Origin of the sequence: Pseudomonas sp. B2021, assembly GCF_018135665.1 — a bacterium.
GTDB classification, from domain to species: domain Bacteria; phylum Pseudomonadota; class Gammaproteobacteria; order Pseudomonadales; family Pseudomonadaceae; genus Aquipseudomonas; species Aquipseudomonas lactis.
In genome coordinates, this window is record NZ_SMOF01000001.1 from 4,421,914 (window position 1) to 4,436,681 (window position 14,768).

At 60.6% G+C, this 14,768-nt stretch carries 12 protein-coding genes; 7 read left to right on the top strand and 5 right to left on the bottom strand.

All coding sequences use genetic code 11. The annotated features are described in order from the left end of the window. Positions 1-14: 14 nt before the first annotated feature. The 7 genes from purM to E1K68_RS19815 all read left to right on the top strand — a co-directional run bounded on the left by purM (position 15) and on the right by E1K68_RS19815 (position 8,443). Positions 15-1,073 carry a phosphoribosylformylglycinamidine cyclo-ligase gene (gene purM, locus E1K68_RS19785; protein ID WP_014719398.1) on the top strand — a complete coding sequence of 353 codons (1,059 nt, stop codon included), beginning with the start codon at positions 15-17 and terminating at the stop codon, positions 1,071-1,073. Next, a complete protein-coding gene (gene purN, locus E1K68_RS19790; protein WP_003193061.1) occupies positions 1,073-1,723 on the top strand; it encodes a phosphoribosylglycinamide formyltransferase in 651 nt (216 codons plus the stop codon). The genes purM and purN overlap by 1 nt, the downstream gene beginning before the upstream one ends. Positions 1,724-1,731: 8 nt before the next feature. Continuing rightward, positions 1,732-2,445 (top strand): DUF3108 domain-containing protein, encoded by a 714-nt coding sequence (locus E1K68_RS19795; protein ID WP_003193062.1) that lies wholly within the window; start codon positions 1,732-1,734, stop codon positions 2,443-2,445. 364 nt (positions 2,446-2,809) lie between these two features. Then, entirely contained in the window at positions 2,810-2,998 is a 189-nt protein-coding gene (locus tag E1K68_RS19800) for a hypothetical protein (protein ID WP_003193064.1), read from the top strand. 186 nt (positions 2,999-3,184) lie between these two features. Continuing rightward, the gene (locus E1K68_RS19805; RefSeq protein ID WP_212614571.1) at positions 3,185-5,110 is read left to right on the top strand and encodes an IucA/IucC family protein; all 1,926 of its coding nucleotides are present in this window, start codon (positions 3,185-3,187) and stop codon (positions 5,108-5,110) included. Beyond that, positions 5,100-6,326, top strand: a complete 1,227-nt coding sequence (locus E1K68_RS19810) for an MFS transporter (protein ID WP_212614572.1) — start codon at positions 5,100-5,102, stop codon at positions 6,324-6,326. Before E1K68_RS19805 ends, E1K68_RS19810 begins: the two co-directional genes overlap by 11 nt. Beyond that, positions 6,323-8,443 carry a TonB-dependent receptor gene (locus E1K68_RS19815; protein ID WP_003193072.1) on the top strand — a complete coding sequence of 707 codons (2,121 nt, stop codon included), beginning with the start codon at positions 6,323-6,325 and terminating at the stop codon, positions 8,441-8,443. Before E1K68_RS19810 ends, E1K68_RS19815 begins: the two co-directional genes overlap by 4 nt. 65 nt (positions 8,444-8,508) lie before the next feature. Here E1K68_RS19815 and E1K68_RS19820 read toward each other — a convergent pair whose 3' ends face one another. The 5 genes from E1K68_RS19820 to cysM form a co-directional block, all read right to left on the bottom strand. After that, entirely contained in the window at positions 8,509-9,054 is a 546-nt protein-coding gene (locus E1K68_RS19820; RefSeq protein WP_003193073.1) for a DUF2058 domain-containing protein, read from the bottom strand. Between the two features lie 25 nt (positions 9,055-9,079). Continuing rightward, on the bottom strand, positions 9,080-9,913 hold the full coding sequence (gene mazG, locus E1K68_RS19825; RefSeq protein WP_212614573.1) for a nucleoside triphosphate pyrophosphohydrolase: 834 nt from the start codon (positions 9,911-9,913) through the stop codon (positions 9,080-9,082). A 154-nt stretch (positions 9,914-10,067) separates the two neighbouring features. Further along, positions 10,068-12,311, bottom strand: a complete 2,244-nt coding sequence (gene relA, locus E1K68_RS19830) for a GTP diphosphokinase (protein WP_003193076.1) — start codon at positions 12,309-12,311, stop codon at positions 10,068-10,070. A gap of 121 nt (positions 12,312-12,432) precedes the next feature. After that, entirely contained in the window at positions 12,433-13,785 is a 1,353-nt protein-coding gene (gene rlmD / locus E1K68_RS19835) for a 23S rRNA (uracil(1939)-C(5))-methyltransferase RlmD (protein ID WP_212614574.1), read from the bottom strand. After that, a complete protein-coding gene (gene cysM / locus E1K68_RS19840; RefSeq protein WP_003193080.1) occupies positions 13,785-14,687 on the bottom strand; it encodes a cysteine synthase CysM in 903 nt (300 codons plus the stop codon). The genes rlmD and cysM overlap by 1 nt, the downstream gene beginning before the upstream one ends. Positions 14,688-14,768: the final 81 nt, after the last annotated feature.

The window sequence follows — 14,768 nt, forward strand, 5'->3', positions numbered from 1 at the left end:
TAAAGGCCTGGATCATGAGCAAGCAACCCTCCCTGAGCTACAAGGACGCCGGTGTAGACATCGACGCCGGTGAAGCATTGGTCGAACGCATCAAGAGCGTCGCCAAGCGCACTGCGCGCCCTGAAGTCATGGGTGGCCTGGGCGGTTTTGGCGCCCTCTGCGAAATCCCGGCCGGCTACAAGCAGCCTGTACTGGTGTCCGGCACCGACGGCGTGGGCACCAAGCTGCGCCTGGCCCTGAACCTGAACAAGCACGACAGCATCGGCATCGACCTGGTCGCCATGTGCGTCAACGACCTGGTGGTGTGCGGCGCCGAGCCGTTGTTCTTCCTCGACTACTACGCCACCGGCAAGCTCAATGTCGAGACCGCTACCCAGGTTGTGACCGGCATCGGCGCGGGCTGCGAACTGTCGGGTTGCTCCCTGGTGGGCGGTGAAACCGCTGAAATGCCAGGCATGTACGAAGGCGAAGACTACGACCTGGCCGGCTTCTGCGTGGGTGTGGTGGAAAAGGCCGAGATCATCGACGGCTCCAAAGTCGCTGCTGGTGACGCCCTGCTCGCCTTGCCATCGTCCGGCCCGCACTCCAACGGCTACTCGCTGATCCGCAAGATCATCGAAGTGTCCGGCGCCGACATCGAAAACATCCAGCTCGACGGCAAGCCACTGACCGACCTGCTGATGGCGCCGACCCGCATCTACGTCAAGCCATTGCTCAAGCTGATCAAGGACACCGGCGCCGTCAAGGCCATGGCCCACATTACCGGTGGCGGCCTGCTGGACAACATCCCGCGCGTCCTGCCAAAAGGCGCCCAGGCGATTGTCGACGTGGCCAGCTGGCAGCGCCCGGCAGTCTTCGATTGGCTGCAGGAAAAAGGCAACGTCAACGAAACCGAAATGCACCGCGTGCTCAACTGCGGCGTGGGCATGGTGATCTGCGTTGCGCAGGAACACGTTGAAACCGCACTGAACGTGCTGCGTGAAGCCGGCGAGCAACCTTGGGTCATTGGCCAGATCGCCACTGCGGCCGAAGGCGCAGCCCAGGTTGAACTGAAGAACCTCAAGGCTCACTGATGCCCCAGACCTGTGATGTCGTGGTGCTGCTTTCCGGCACCGGCAGTAACTTGCAGGCCCTGATCGACAGCACGCGCACCGGCGACAGCCCGGTGCGCATCGCTGCGGTGATTTCCAACCGCAGCGACGCCTACGGTCTGCAACGCGCCCGTGACGCGGGTATCGATACTCGCTCCCTGGATCACAAGGCGTTCGACGGTCGCGAGGCCTTCGACAGCGCCTTGATCGAACTGATCGACGCCTTCAACCCCAAACTCGTGGTCCTTGCCGGTTTCATGCGCATCCTCAGCGCAGATTTCGTCCGGCACTACGAAGGGCGCCTGCTCAATATCCACCCTTCCCTGCTGCCCAAGTACAAAGGCATGCACACCCACCAGCGCGCCCTCGACGCCGGCGACAGTGAGCATGGCTGCAGCGTGCACTTTGTGACCGAGGAACTCGATGGCGGACCTCTGGTCGTACAGGCAGTGGTTCCGGTAGAGTCAGGCGACTCGGCGCAGACACTTGCGCAACGGGTTCATACCCAGGAACACAGGATTTACCCGCTGGCTGTTCGCTGGTTTGCCGAAGGACGGTTGATTCTTGGCGACCAGGGTGCATTATTGGACGGCCAGTTACTCGCGGCCAGCGGCCACTTGATTCGAACCTAGGAGATTTTATGCGTCGCGCCCTGCTTTTCGCTTTTGCGCTGTTCGCTTTGCCTGCCGTACAAGCGGCAGACCTTCACCCCTTCTCCGTCAGCTACACCGCCGACTGGAAACAACTGCCCATGAGCGGTTCGGCTGAACGCAGCCTGGCCAAGAATGGCGACGGTACCTGGACCTTGAATTTCAAGGCCTCGATGATGATCGCCAGCTTGACCGAAACCAGCGTGATCCTGTTCGACAAGGACACCCTGCAACCCAAGAGCTACAGCTTCGAACGCGGCGGCCTGGGCAAGGCGAAGAAGATCAACCTGGATTTCGACCAGAGCGCCAAAAAAGTCACCGGCTTTGAAAACAAAGACCCGGTCAATGTCACGCTCGAAAGCGGCATGCTCGACAAGTCCACCTACCAGCTTGCTCTGCAACGCGATGTTGCCGCGGGCAAAAAAAGCATGAGCTACCGCGTGGTTGAGGGTACCGATACCGATACCTACGACTTCCGCGTGATCGGCTCGGAAAAGGTCCAGACTAAGGTCGGTTCGATCGACGCGATCAAGGTCGAGCGCGTGCGTGATCCGTCCCAGAGCAAGCGCATCACCCAGATGTGGTTTGCCAAGGACCAGGGCGGTATCCTGGTTGCCCTGCGTCAGGTTGAGACCGATGGCAAGGAATACAACATCATGCTGCAGGATGGCACTGTTGACGGTAAGGCCGTCAAGGGTAGCTGATTGGGCTGATGTGCTGGAAAGAGCCTCGCTGAATGCGGGGCTTTTTTTTGCCTGGAATTTTAGGCGCGGCCACTACCGCTATCGCAGACAAGCCAGCTCCCACAGGGGAATGCATTTCAAGGTGGGAGCTGGCTTGCCTGCGATAGCGGTACCGAGGTCAACCTAGCCGCCCTGAACATGAAACTTTTGTCATAAAGCCCCGGAGGTGGCGACGCAATGCCTCGGTTTACGCGGCCTGTAGCATTGTTGCGCTTTCTGCAATGAATTATTGCGCGCAAAATCAGTTTACTTAGCAAGCTAACAAATCATATAACAGAGGCCTGCGACGACTTGCCGCAGATCAACCAGAGATTGGAGCAAGCAGATGACTGTAAAAGTAACTGAACGCGACGATGAACATATGTCCCATGAAGCCGTAGGCCACGGGATTCACATCTGGGATGTCCATCAGCAAGACGTATTGGTCGGCATGTTTCACAACGAGAGCGACGCCCACAATTATAAAAACGAGCTCGAAACTCTCGAACTGCAACGCCAGGCAAAAAGCTCCTGAAGCTCTGAAATCATGTGGACGCCCGGCCCACGCAGCCGGGCCGTCTACAAGGAACCGCGCCTTTGGAGCGCGGTTTTTTTGTCAATAATCGCCATAAATTAATGTAACAAAAACACACACAAATAATGATTCTCGATATCATTCGTTCGCTTTTCATTCAGGCTCACGAATCAGGGAATCAATTAGATGCATGGAAATAGCAGCAAGCCAGAAAACGCGTTACTGGAACGCTGGAGCGAAGCACTTGCCACTGAACAATTTCAGGCCAGCCACATCAGCCTCCAAGCCCTGATCAACACGCTGGCACCCGCCGCCGAACGTAGCTTCCAACGCCTGATCCAAGCTTTGTTTCGTGAAAGCCTGCTGGCCCCCAGCACCCTCCTTTATGACGAGCGTGGGCATTGCTCGCTGATACTGCCTTGCCAAGCCCGACTACGTTTCGAACATTTGCGTCCTGGCCGCATGGCAAGCTGGGACCTGCGCGGCGAAGTCATCCTGTTGCGCGAAGGCCAGCCCGAACAGAAAATCCAATTTCCCTCACAATTGTTGACGTTACTTAACGCCAGCCTTGAGTCGCCTGCTGACCGGGAAGTGCTCAACCGCCTCAACGTCGAGATCGACGACAGCTTCATCAACGACACCTTGTGCCTGGCCTTCCATGAGCAATGGACGCTCAAGCTGCATGCGTCCATGGACCCGGTGTATCAAGACAATCTCCTCAGTCATCTCAAGAACAGCCCGAGCGTTATCAACCCGACTTCCGTGCTTGAACAATGGGGAACACTGGGTCACCCATGGCACCCCAACTACAAGACCAAGCTAGGCCTGAATACCGAGCAAGTCATCGACTACTCGCCGGAATTCGAAGCACGCTTTCCGGTATTGCTGTGCGCGCTGCATCGCCAATTTGCCCATGTCGAAAAGTTGGCCGGTACCGCCGATTACTGGCAGTGGTGGAGCGAGCACTTCCCGCAAGCGGCACAGCAATTGACCGCAGTCCTGCAAGCACAGGGCCTTCAGGCAGGCGATTATCTGCCATTGCCCTCCCACCCTTGGCAGGCACGCCAGGAACTGCCCCAACTGTTCGCCAACGAAATCGGCGACAAACTGCTGGTGCTGACCGATATCGTCGCGTTTACCGCCCACCCCACCATGTCATTCAGAACCGTATTGCCTGAAGGGCGTTGCGATGCGCCTATGGTCAAACTGCCCGTGTCGCTGCGACTGACCAGCGTGCAGCGCACCGTCTCACCGCGCTCAGCGCGCATGGGCCCACGGATCAGCCATTTGCTGCTGGCCATTCTGGAGCGCGAGCCTGCGATTCAGAAAATCCTCAGCATCGTTCCCGAGCGTATCGGTGTGCATTTCAAGCCACAGCCGGCCAATGACGAGCACTCCCGCCACCTGGCGGTGCTCTATCGCGACAATCCCCATAGCCAGCTCCAGCCCGGGGAAATGGCCGTGCCGGTGGGCAGCCTGTTTGCCATTGATCAACACGGCCAGCCGCTGCTGCGCCAATGGGTGCGCCTGAGCCAAGGCAAGGATGACGCGGCGGCCATGCTCGCCTTCTTCCATGAGTACGCGGCGATCAGTGTGCCGGCGCTGCTGGGCATGTATTTGCGCTACGGCGTTGCATTCGAGGCCCATCAGCAGAACTCCTTTATGGTCATGGCCGCAGACGGGCAATTGAGCCGCCTGCTGTTACGCGATTTCGGCGATATCCGTATCGACCGCAAAACCTTGCACGCCCACGGCCTGGACATTGAACTGCACGACCCGAAGATGACGCTGTACGACGACGCAGGTTTCGTAAGGGACAAGCTGCTGCACACCGTATTCATGTGCCATCTGGGCGAGCTCATCCTGCTTGCCGCGCGCCACTTCGACATCCCCCAGGCGCTGCTCTGGAATGAACTGTCGGCTCAGGTCAGCCAGTGTTTTGACGACCTGCGCTCGCAGGTTGATCCGCAGCGCTGGGCCACCGAGCGCGAAGCACTGCTGGAGCACGCGTGGCCGGCCAAGTCGTTCATGCGCATGCGCCTGCTGGAGAGTCATGCCGATATCGTCGGGCGGTTGCCTAACCCGTTGAGCGCGGCCGCCAATGCCGACTAACAACACAGCGCTGCGGCTGCTGGTGGTGATTCAGTTGGTGTCGATGGGGGCGATGGAGATGAGCGGACCGTTTTGGCCGCTGCAAATCCAGAAGCTGTTGGGCGTCGCCAATGCCCAGTACACCGGCCTGCTGTCTTCGCTGGTGTATGCCGGGCCAATGATGGCGGCGATGATCCTGACGCCTATGTGGGGAAGACTGGGCGACCGCACCGGCCATAAGCTCATGATCATCCGCGCGCTGCTGGCGTTAGCGGTGTGCCAGGCGCTGGCTGCAATTACACCTGATCCATGGTGGCTGGTGGCTATCCGTGTAGTACAAGGCGCATTGGCTGGTTTCATCGCCGCAGCCCAAGCCTACGCACTGGCCTGCTGCGGCGACGGCGGACGCGGGCACATTCTTGCCCGGCTGCAATCAGCCACTGCCGTAGGCTCCCTGGCCGGACCGGTGTTGGGCGGCTGGTTGATGGACATATCCGGTTTCGCATTGCTGTGCTACAGCGCCACCGCCGTCTGCCTGCTGTGCGCGATAATCAGCGCGTTTTTACCCAGCGACTCACCACGATCGAGACCTGCCCGCACGTCCAAGCCTGTCGCACTCCCCAAAGGCTGGATTGGCGCGATGCTGGGGATCATCGTATTGATCCAGGCAGCCAGGATGATGCCGCAACCGTTTTACGCTCTGTATGTCGCCCAGGTTTTGCACGCGCCCGCGTGGCTGATCGGCGCCAGCTATGGCGCCAGCGCCTTGACCCTGGCACTGTCCGCGCCATTGTGGGGGCGCCTGTTCGATCGGCATCAGCCAGCCCATACGCTGCGCATCATCGAGTGGGTCACGTGGGCCTGCGCCTTCACGCTGGCCTGCACGGCGCTGGCCAGTGAATGGGTGGGTTTTATCGCCAGCCGGCTGCTATGGGGCGTGTGGCAGGGTGCTTTGTTGCCCGTGGCCTACACACTGATCGCCACTACCGTAGCGCACAGCCAGCAGGGTTTTGCCCTGGGCATGGGCAATAGCGCCGCCAAAGCCGGTGCGCTGTGCGGCGCCTTGTTGGGCGGTATCGGCATGGGGTGGGTGGGCCTGGCGCACAGCTTCTGGCTGGTCGCACTCACCTATGCCCTGGCCGCCGTAAGTATCCGCGCCATCCGTTCGTTTGCGCGAGCGCCTGAGACATCCGATTTTTCTGTCAATACTTCTAATAACTCTGAGACAAACCCATGAATAAATCGCAATTGGCCGTTCTGCTGCCGCTTCTCGGCTCGATGAGTGCGCCCGCCTGGGCCGATCAGACAGAACAGACACCGGCAGCGCCGACCAGCCTGCAATTACAGGCAACAGTCGTATCGGCCACGCGCAGCGAAACCAGCATTGCGCAGATTCCAGGCTCGGTGCAGGTGATCAATGAAGCGCAAATCCGCCAGCAGACGGGTGCAGGACGTCGGGTCGCCGATATCCTCGGCCAATTGGTGCCTGGCATTGCGCCTTCCAGCGGCGGTATGAGCAACTTCGGCCAGACGCTTCGCGGGCGTAATACCCTGATCCTGATCGACGGGGTTTCGCAAAACGCCACCCGCGATAACTTCCGCCAGCTCAACAGCGTGGCACCAGAAAGCATCGAGCGTATCGAAGTGATCTCCGGCGCCAGCAGTGTCTACGGTGCAGGCGCCTCGGGCGGCATCATCAACATCATCACCAAACGCAACCAAGGTGAAGACCTGGCGTTCAGCAGCAAGATCGGCATGACCGCCGGCAACAACTTCAGCCACAAGGGGTTCGCTTATCAAGCGTTCCAAAGCGCCACCGGGCGCAAGGGCCCGGTGGACTGGTACCTCTCGGGCAACACCGTGCAGCGCAACGATCAGTTCGACGGTAATGGCAAGCGCATTCCCCAGGACACGTCCCAGGGCAGCAACATGGACACCGATACCTACGACCTGCAAGGTCGCTTCGGCTATGAGCTTGATGACGACAAGAAGATCAGCCTGTCGCTGCAAGACTATAAAGACGAACAAGACACTCGCTACACCAAGAACCCCCGCATCACCAGCAACGCAGTCGCCGTAAAAGGCCTGGACCTGGGCGACCAACCCTACACCCATAACCAGGCGGTCAACCTCAACTACGCCGACAAGGATTTTTACGGTCAGGGTTTGCAGGTGGAAAGTTACTGGCGGCGGGCGGATGCGCTGTTCTTCCCAGACCTGTCCCGGGGTCGGGCAGGCGTGTCAGACAACAACAGCGTGCAGGATGTCTACGGCCTGCGGGCGGCGATCGACACCCAGATGCCGGACATCGGCCCGGCCACGGGCAACCTGGTATGGGGCGCGGACTACGACCATGAAACCTCACGCCAGCGTGGCGACCAATACCGGGTCAATGGCCTGACCTACACCAAAACCGGTACCACGTTCGAACTGGGTCCGGATATCGAGACCACCACCAAAGCCATCTTTGGCCAACTGTCCTACGACATCGACAACTGGACCTTGCGCGGTGGCGTACGTCGCGAATGGATTGAGAGCAAGGTCTCCGACAGCATCGCGTATGGCGAAATCGTCCAGACCGGCAACCGCGCGACACTGCCCGGTGGCACGCTCAAATACGATGACACGCTGTATAACCTCGGTGCGGTGTACCACCTGACCGACAACCAGGATGTGTTCGTCAACTTCAGCCAGGGCTTTTCCCTACCGGATATCCAGCGCTTCCTGCGTGACGTGAACAGCAAATACGATATCCAGGATCTCAATGCCCAGGCCTTGAAAGTCGACAGCTACGAGCTGGGCTGGCGTGGCGACTGGGACAAGTGGCAGGCCAGTGTCACCGCGTACGAAAACACCTCGGATGTCACGCAGTTCTATGATGCCAATGATCGTGTACTGCGCCTGATCAATCAGAAAGAACGCGTGCGTGGCGTCGAGACCGGCCTGACCTATAACATCAGCGACCAATGGTCTGTCGGCGGTACCTACGCGTACGCCAAAGGCGAGACCCAGCAGAACGGCAAGTGGATCGACTTGCCTGCCACCCGCATCTCCCCCGCCAAGACCACAGCCTTTGTCGGCTATGAGCGTGACGACTACAGCCTGCGCTTGCAGGGCATGCGCCTGGCCAATTACGACGCGGCGGCCAAGGACAACAACGGTCGCGATATCCAGGGCTACACCCTGGTCGACCTGCTCGGCTCGGTAAGGCTGCCGGTAGGTCGCCTGGAAGGTGCGGTGTACAACCTCACCAACCGCAACTACCAGAACATGTTCGCCCAGGCCAATGCCCGCGCACCGTACCCGAATGCCGAGGGTCGTACCTTCAGCCTGAGTTACGCAGTGGATTGGTAACAGGCTGGTGCTGCACGTTTAAATACAAACCCCGCCATTTGGCGGGGTTTGTCGTTTTTAGCGGTTTACCACATCAGATCATCTGGGATCTGGTAAGCGGCGTACGGATCGTCCTCATCCGGCACCTGGCTTTCGGTGAGGATGTTGAGCTGCACGATACGCTCCGGAGCACGCTCCTGGATCTTCAGCGCCGCCTCGCGCGGGATCACCTCGTAGCCGCCACCGTGGTGCACGATCGCCAGGGAACCGTTGCTCAGCTTGTTACGCATCAAGGTGTTGACCGACAGGCGCTTGACCTTCTTGTCATCCACGAAGTTGTAGTAGTCCTCGGTGGTCAGCTTGGGCAGGCGCGAGGTCTCGATCAGTTGCTTGACCTGGGCAGTACGCGCCTTGGCCTCGGCTTTTTCCTGCTGCTGACGGTTCAGCTCCTGGTCACGCTTGACCTTCTCGGCCTGGGCCTCGGCGGCCAGGCGCGCCTGGGTATCATCAACTTCGGCCTGGCCTTTGTGGACCAGGCGCTGCTGTTTCTGTTTCTCTTTGCCGACCTGCTTGGCCTGCTTTTGGTTGACCAGACCTGCTTTGAGCAACTGGTCGCGAAGGGAAAGGCTCATGGTGCTTACTCACTTAGGCAACTGCTCAACCGCAGCTGGACACATTCTTTTCTTGGCGTTTGGCTTCGCCCCAGAGGGCGTCCAACTCTTCGAGGGTGCAATCTTCTATGGGTTGGTGCGTATCGCGCAATGCTTGTTCGATAAATCGGAAACGTCGTTCGAACTTGGCATTGGCACCGCGCAAGGCGGTTTCCGGGTCGACCTTGAGGTGACGCGCCAGGTTGACCGCGGCAAACAGCAGGTCGCCCACTTCATCGGCGATAGCCACCGAGTCGTTATCGGCCATGGCTTCGAGCACTTCGTCCAACTCTTCGCGCACGTTATCCACCACCGGCAACGCGGATGGCCAGTCGAAACCGACCTGGCTGGCGCGCTTTTGCAATTTGGCCGCGCGGGACAACGACGGTAAGGCGGTGGGCACATCATCGAGCAGGGAGAGTTGCTCGGGAGCGTCGGACTTTTCTGCGCGCTCCTCAGCTTTGATCTGCTCCCAGCGCTCCTTGACCTGTTCTTCGCTCAACTGCGGGATATCCAGCGGTGCGTACAGGTCGCCGGTTGGGAACACGTGAGGATGCCGGCGAATCAACTTACGGGTGATGCTGTCGATCACGCCGGCAAATTCAAAGCGCCTGTCTTCCCGCGCCAGTTGGCTGTAATACACCACCTGGAACAGCAGGTCGCCCAGCTCACCCTGCAGGTGATCGAAATCGCCGCGCTCGATGGCGTCGGCCACTTCGTAGGCTTCTTCCAGCGTGTGCGGGACGATGGTGGCGTAGGTTTGCTTGATGTCCCACGGGCAGCCGTATTGCGGGTCGCGCAGGCGGCTCATCAGGTGCAGCAGGTCTTCGAGTGAATACATCGTATCTCTTTCCGCTGAATATCTAATGTGAGAGCTGGCTTGCCTGCGATGCTTGCGACTCGGTGCTTCAGTTAAACCGAGGTGATGCTATCGCAGGCAAGCCAGCTCCCACATGAAGCAGCTAACACAATTCAGTTCGCGCCCATCCAGCTATTCATGGTGTGCGGTTGCGCCGGGTTTCGATGATGTTCGGCAACTGGGAAATCCGCCCCAGCAACCGCCCGAGTGCGTCCAACCCCGGAATCTCGATGGTCAACGACATCAACGCAGTGTTGTCTTCCTTGTTCGAACGGGTGTTGACCGCCAGCACGTTGATCCGCTCATTGAGCAGCACTTGCGAGACGTCACGCAGCAGGCCGGAACGGTCGTAGGCACGGATGATGATGTCCACCGGATAAGTGAGCACCGGCACCGGGCCCCAGCTGACCTGGATGATCCGCTCCGGTTCGCGCCCGCCCAACTGCAGCACCGAGGCGCAATCCTGGCGGTGAATGCTCACGCCACGGCCCTGGGTGATGTAGCCGACAATGGCGTCGCCCGGCAACGGCTGGCAGCAGCCGGCCATTTGCGTCATCAGGTTGCCCACGCCCTGGATCTGGATATCGCCACGCTTGCCCGGCTTGTAGCCAGTGGCTTTGCGCGGGATCAGCTCCAGCTGTTCGTTGCCGCGCTCCGGCTCGACCAGTTGCTGGGCCAGGTTGACCAGTTGCGCCAGGCGCAGGTCACCCGCACCGAGGGCGGCGAACATGTCTTCGGCGATCTTCATGTTGGCCTTTTCGGCCAGCTTGTCGAAGTCCACCTGAGGCAGGCCCAGGCGCGCCAGTTCGCGTTCAAGCAAGGTCTTGCCGGCGGCAACGTTCTGGTCACGCGCCTGCAGCTTGAACCAGTGGACGATCTTCGCCCGCGCCCGCGAGGTGGTGATGTAGCCCAGGTTAGGGTTCAGCCAGTCGCGGCTCGGCGTGCCGTGCTTGCTGGTGATGATCTCGACCTGTTCACCGGTTTGCAGGCTGTAGTTGAGCGGCACGATGCGCCCGTTGATCTTGGCGCCGCGGCAGTTATGGCCGATTTCGGTGTGCACGCGGTAGGCGAAGTCCAGCGGCGTGGCGCCCTTGGGCAAGTCAATAGCGTGGCCGTCAGGCGTGAAGATATAGACCCGGTCCGGCTCGATATCCACCCGCAGTTGTTCGGCCAGGCCGCCGATGTCGCCGAGCTCCTCGTGCCATTCCAGCACTTGGCGCAGCCAGGAAATTTTCTCTTCGTACTGGTTGGACCCGGCCTTGACGTCGGTGCCCTTGTAGCGCCAGTGCGCACACACCCCCAGCTCGGCCTCTTCGTGCATGGCGTGGGTGCGGATCTGCACTTCCAGCACCTTGCCTTCAGGGCCGATTACCGCCGTGTGCAGCGAGCGATAGCCGTTTTCCTTGGGGTTGGCGATGTAGTCGTCGAATTCCTTGGGAATGTGCCGCCACAGCGTGTGGACGATACCCAGCGCGGTGTAGCAGTCGCGCATTTCCGGCACGAGCACGCGCACCGCACGCACGTCGTAGATCTGGCTGAAGGCCAGGCCCTTGCGCTGCATTTTGCGCCAGATGGAATAGATGTGCTTGGCGCGGCCGCTGATGTCGGCGTCCACGCCAGTGGCTTGCAACTCCGAACGCAACTGGCCCATCACGTCGCTGATAAAGCGCTCGCGGTCCAGGCGCCGTTCGTGCAGCAGCGTAGCGATCTGTTTGTACTGGTCGGGTTCCAGGTAGCGGAAGGACAAATCCTCCAGCTCCCACTTGATATGGCCGATGCCCAGGCGATGGGCCAGCGGCGCGTAGATGTCGAAGACTTCGCGGGCCACGCGGTTGCGCTTTTCGTCATCAGCGGTCTTCACCGCCCGGATCGCGCAGGTGCGTTCGGCCAGCTTGATCAGGGCGACGCGTACGTCGTCGACCATCGCCACCAGCATTTTGCGCAGGTTCTCTACCTGGCCCTGGGTGCCCAGCACCATCGACTGGCGCGGGCTGAGACTGGCGCTGATGGCCGCCATGCGCAGCACGCCGTCGATCAGCTTGGCCACCACCGCGCCGAAACGCTGGCTGACCAGCGGCAACGCAATGTGCCCTTCGCGCACGCCGCGATAGAGCACGGCGGCGATCAGCGAATCCTGGTCCAGCTTGAGATCGGCCAGGATCTCGGCGATTTCCAGGCCAGTGCGAAAACTTGAAGTGCCTTCGGCCCACAGGTTCTTGGCCGCATTGTCTTGCTGTTCAGACTCACGAGCGAACTCGCAGGCTGCTTTCAAGGCTTCACGGTCCAGTGCCGGGTCGACACTGACGGCATGATCCAGCCATGCCTCGAGATTGATACTGCCGTCGGTGTTGATCGGCTGGTGTGCTCTCACCTGTACCATCTTGCTTACCTTCCCTACGACGCACCTTCGATGCGCCAAAATCATCGCCGACTTTTACTGCGAGCTCCGTGGCAGTGTTCAGGCCCTGGAGAACGCAGGCCAGTCGGATTAAACGGGCATCCTAGCCCGCTTCAAATAACGCCATGGCCTCGACATGCGCGGTCTGCGGAAACATGTCGAGGATCCCGGCACGCTTTAGCCGGTAGCCTTGCTTGACCAACTCAACCGTGTCCCGCGCCAGCGTGGCTGGGTTGCAGGACACATACACCAGGCGCTTGGCCCCCAAGGCTGCAAGTTTGCGCACAACCTCCAGGGCACCATCGCGGGGTGGGTCCAAGAGTACCGCAGAAAAGCCCTGTTTGGCCCATTCTGCGTCAGTCAAAGGCTGGGACAAATCCGCCTGAAAAAACTCGGCGTTATGCAAATGGTTGCTGACGGCATTGAGCGCCGCACGGTCCACCATGGCCTGCACGCCCTCCACCGCCACCACTTCGCGCACATTGCGAGCCAGTGGCAGGGCAAAGTTGCCCAGGCCGCAAAACAGGTCCAGTACCCGTTCGTCGGCTTGTGGCGCCAGCCAATGCAGCGCTTGGGCGACCATCGCCTGGTTGACCCCGGCATTGACCTGCACAAAGTCGCCCGGTCGGTACGCCAGCTCCAAGTCCCAGGCATCCAAACGAAAGCCCAGGGCCTGACCCGGCTCAACGGGCTCCGGCTGCCCTTCCCCGTGCAGCCACAATTGGGCGTCATGGAAGGTGCAGAATTCCTTGAGGATCTGCAGGTCAGCCTCGGACAACGGCGCCATATGCCGCAGCAACACGGCGATGGACGAACCGCTGAACAACTCGACATGCCCCAACGCCTGCGGTTTGCTCAAGCGACGCAGCATCGCTGGCAAACGCTGCATGATCGGTTGCAAGGCCTGTACCAGCACCGGGCAATCATCGATAGCGACGATGTCCTGGCTGGCCACGGCGCGAAAACCCACTTCGAGTTGCTTCGCCTTGGCGTCCCAACGCACGGCTACGCGGGCGCGGCGCCGATAACCGAACTCCGGCCCGCTCAACGGCGCGGCCCACTCTTGCGGTTCGACACCTGCCACCCGCGACAGTTGCTCGGCGAGCATGCGCTGTTTCAGGGCAAGTTGCTGGTCATGAGGCAGATGCTGCACGCTGCAGCCGCCACAGCGGCCAACATGAGCGCAGGGCGCAGGGCGCCGCAGCTCACTCGCCTGGAACACCCGCTCGGTGCGCGCCTCGACCACTTTGCCATGGGCGCCCAACACCCGTGCTTCCACCTCTTCGCCGGCCAACGCACCATTCACAAACCAGGTGCGGCCCTCAAAGAACACGATGCCCCGGCCGTCATTGGCCAGGCGCTCGATGGTCAGGCGCTGTTTCTTGCCCACGGGTATCTGTGGGGCCCGGCTGCCGCCCGTCGGTTGGAAGCGCAGGCCTCTCTCGTGCTTGGCCATCAGTTGGGTTCGTCGAAAATGCCGGTCGACAGGTAACGGTCGCCTCGGTCACAGATGATCGCGACGATCACCGCGTTTTCCACTTCTTTGGACAAGCGCAACATACCGGCCACCGCGCCACCGGAGGACACGCCACAGAAGATGCCTTCCTCACGGGCCAGGCGCCGGGTGGTGTCTTCGGCTTCGCGCTGGGCCATGTCGATGATGCGGTCTACCCGCGTGGCGTTGTAGATCTTCGGCAAATACTCTTCGGGCCAACGACGAATACCCGGGATGGCCGCGCCTTCCATCGGTTGCAAGCCGACGATCTGGATCGCCGGGTTCTGCTCCTTGAGGTAGCGCGAGTTGCCCATGATGGTACCGGTGGTACCCATGGAGCTGACGAAGTGAGTGATGGTGCCCTGCGTCTGGCGCCAGATCTCCGGGCCGGTGCTGGTGTAGTGCGCCTCGGGGTTGTCGCCGTTGGCGAACTGATCGAGCACCACGCCACGGCCTTCGGCGGCCATGCGCTCGGCAAGATCGCGGGCGCCTTCCATGCCTTCTTCCTGGGTAACCAAGATGAGTTGGGCGCCATACGCGGTCATCGCCGCCTTGCGCTCGGCGCTGCCGTTGTCGGGCATGATCAACACCATTTTGTAGCCCTTGATCGCCGCGGCCATGGCCAGGGCGATCCCGGTGTTACCCGAGGTGGCTTCGATCAGGGTGTCGCCGGGCTTGATCTGCCCACGCAACTCGGCGCGGGCGATCATCGACAGCGCCGGGCGGTCTTTGACCGAGCCGGCCGGGTTGTTGCCCTCAAGTTTGAGCAACAGGGTATTGCTGGTTTCACCCGCCATGCGTTGCAAGCGGACCAGGGGCGTGTTGCCGACGCAATCGGCGATTGTTGGGTACTGCAAGGTCATGGCGTATTCGCAATCCAGACTGCGGGGCGCACATCATACCGGGAAAGGCCGGCGGGCCATATCACGCAAAGTGCGGTGCTT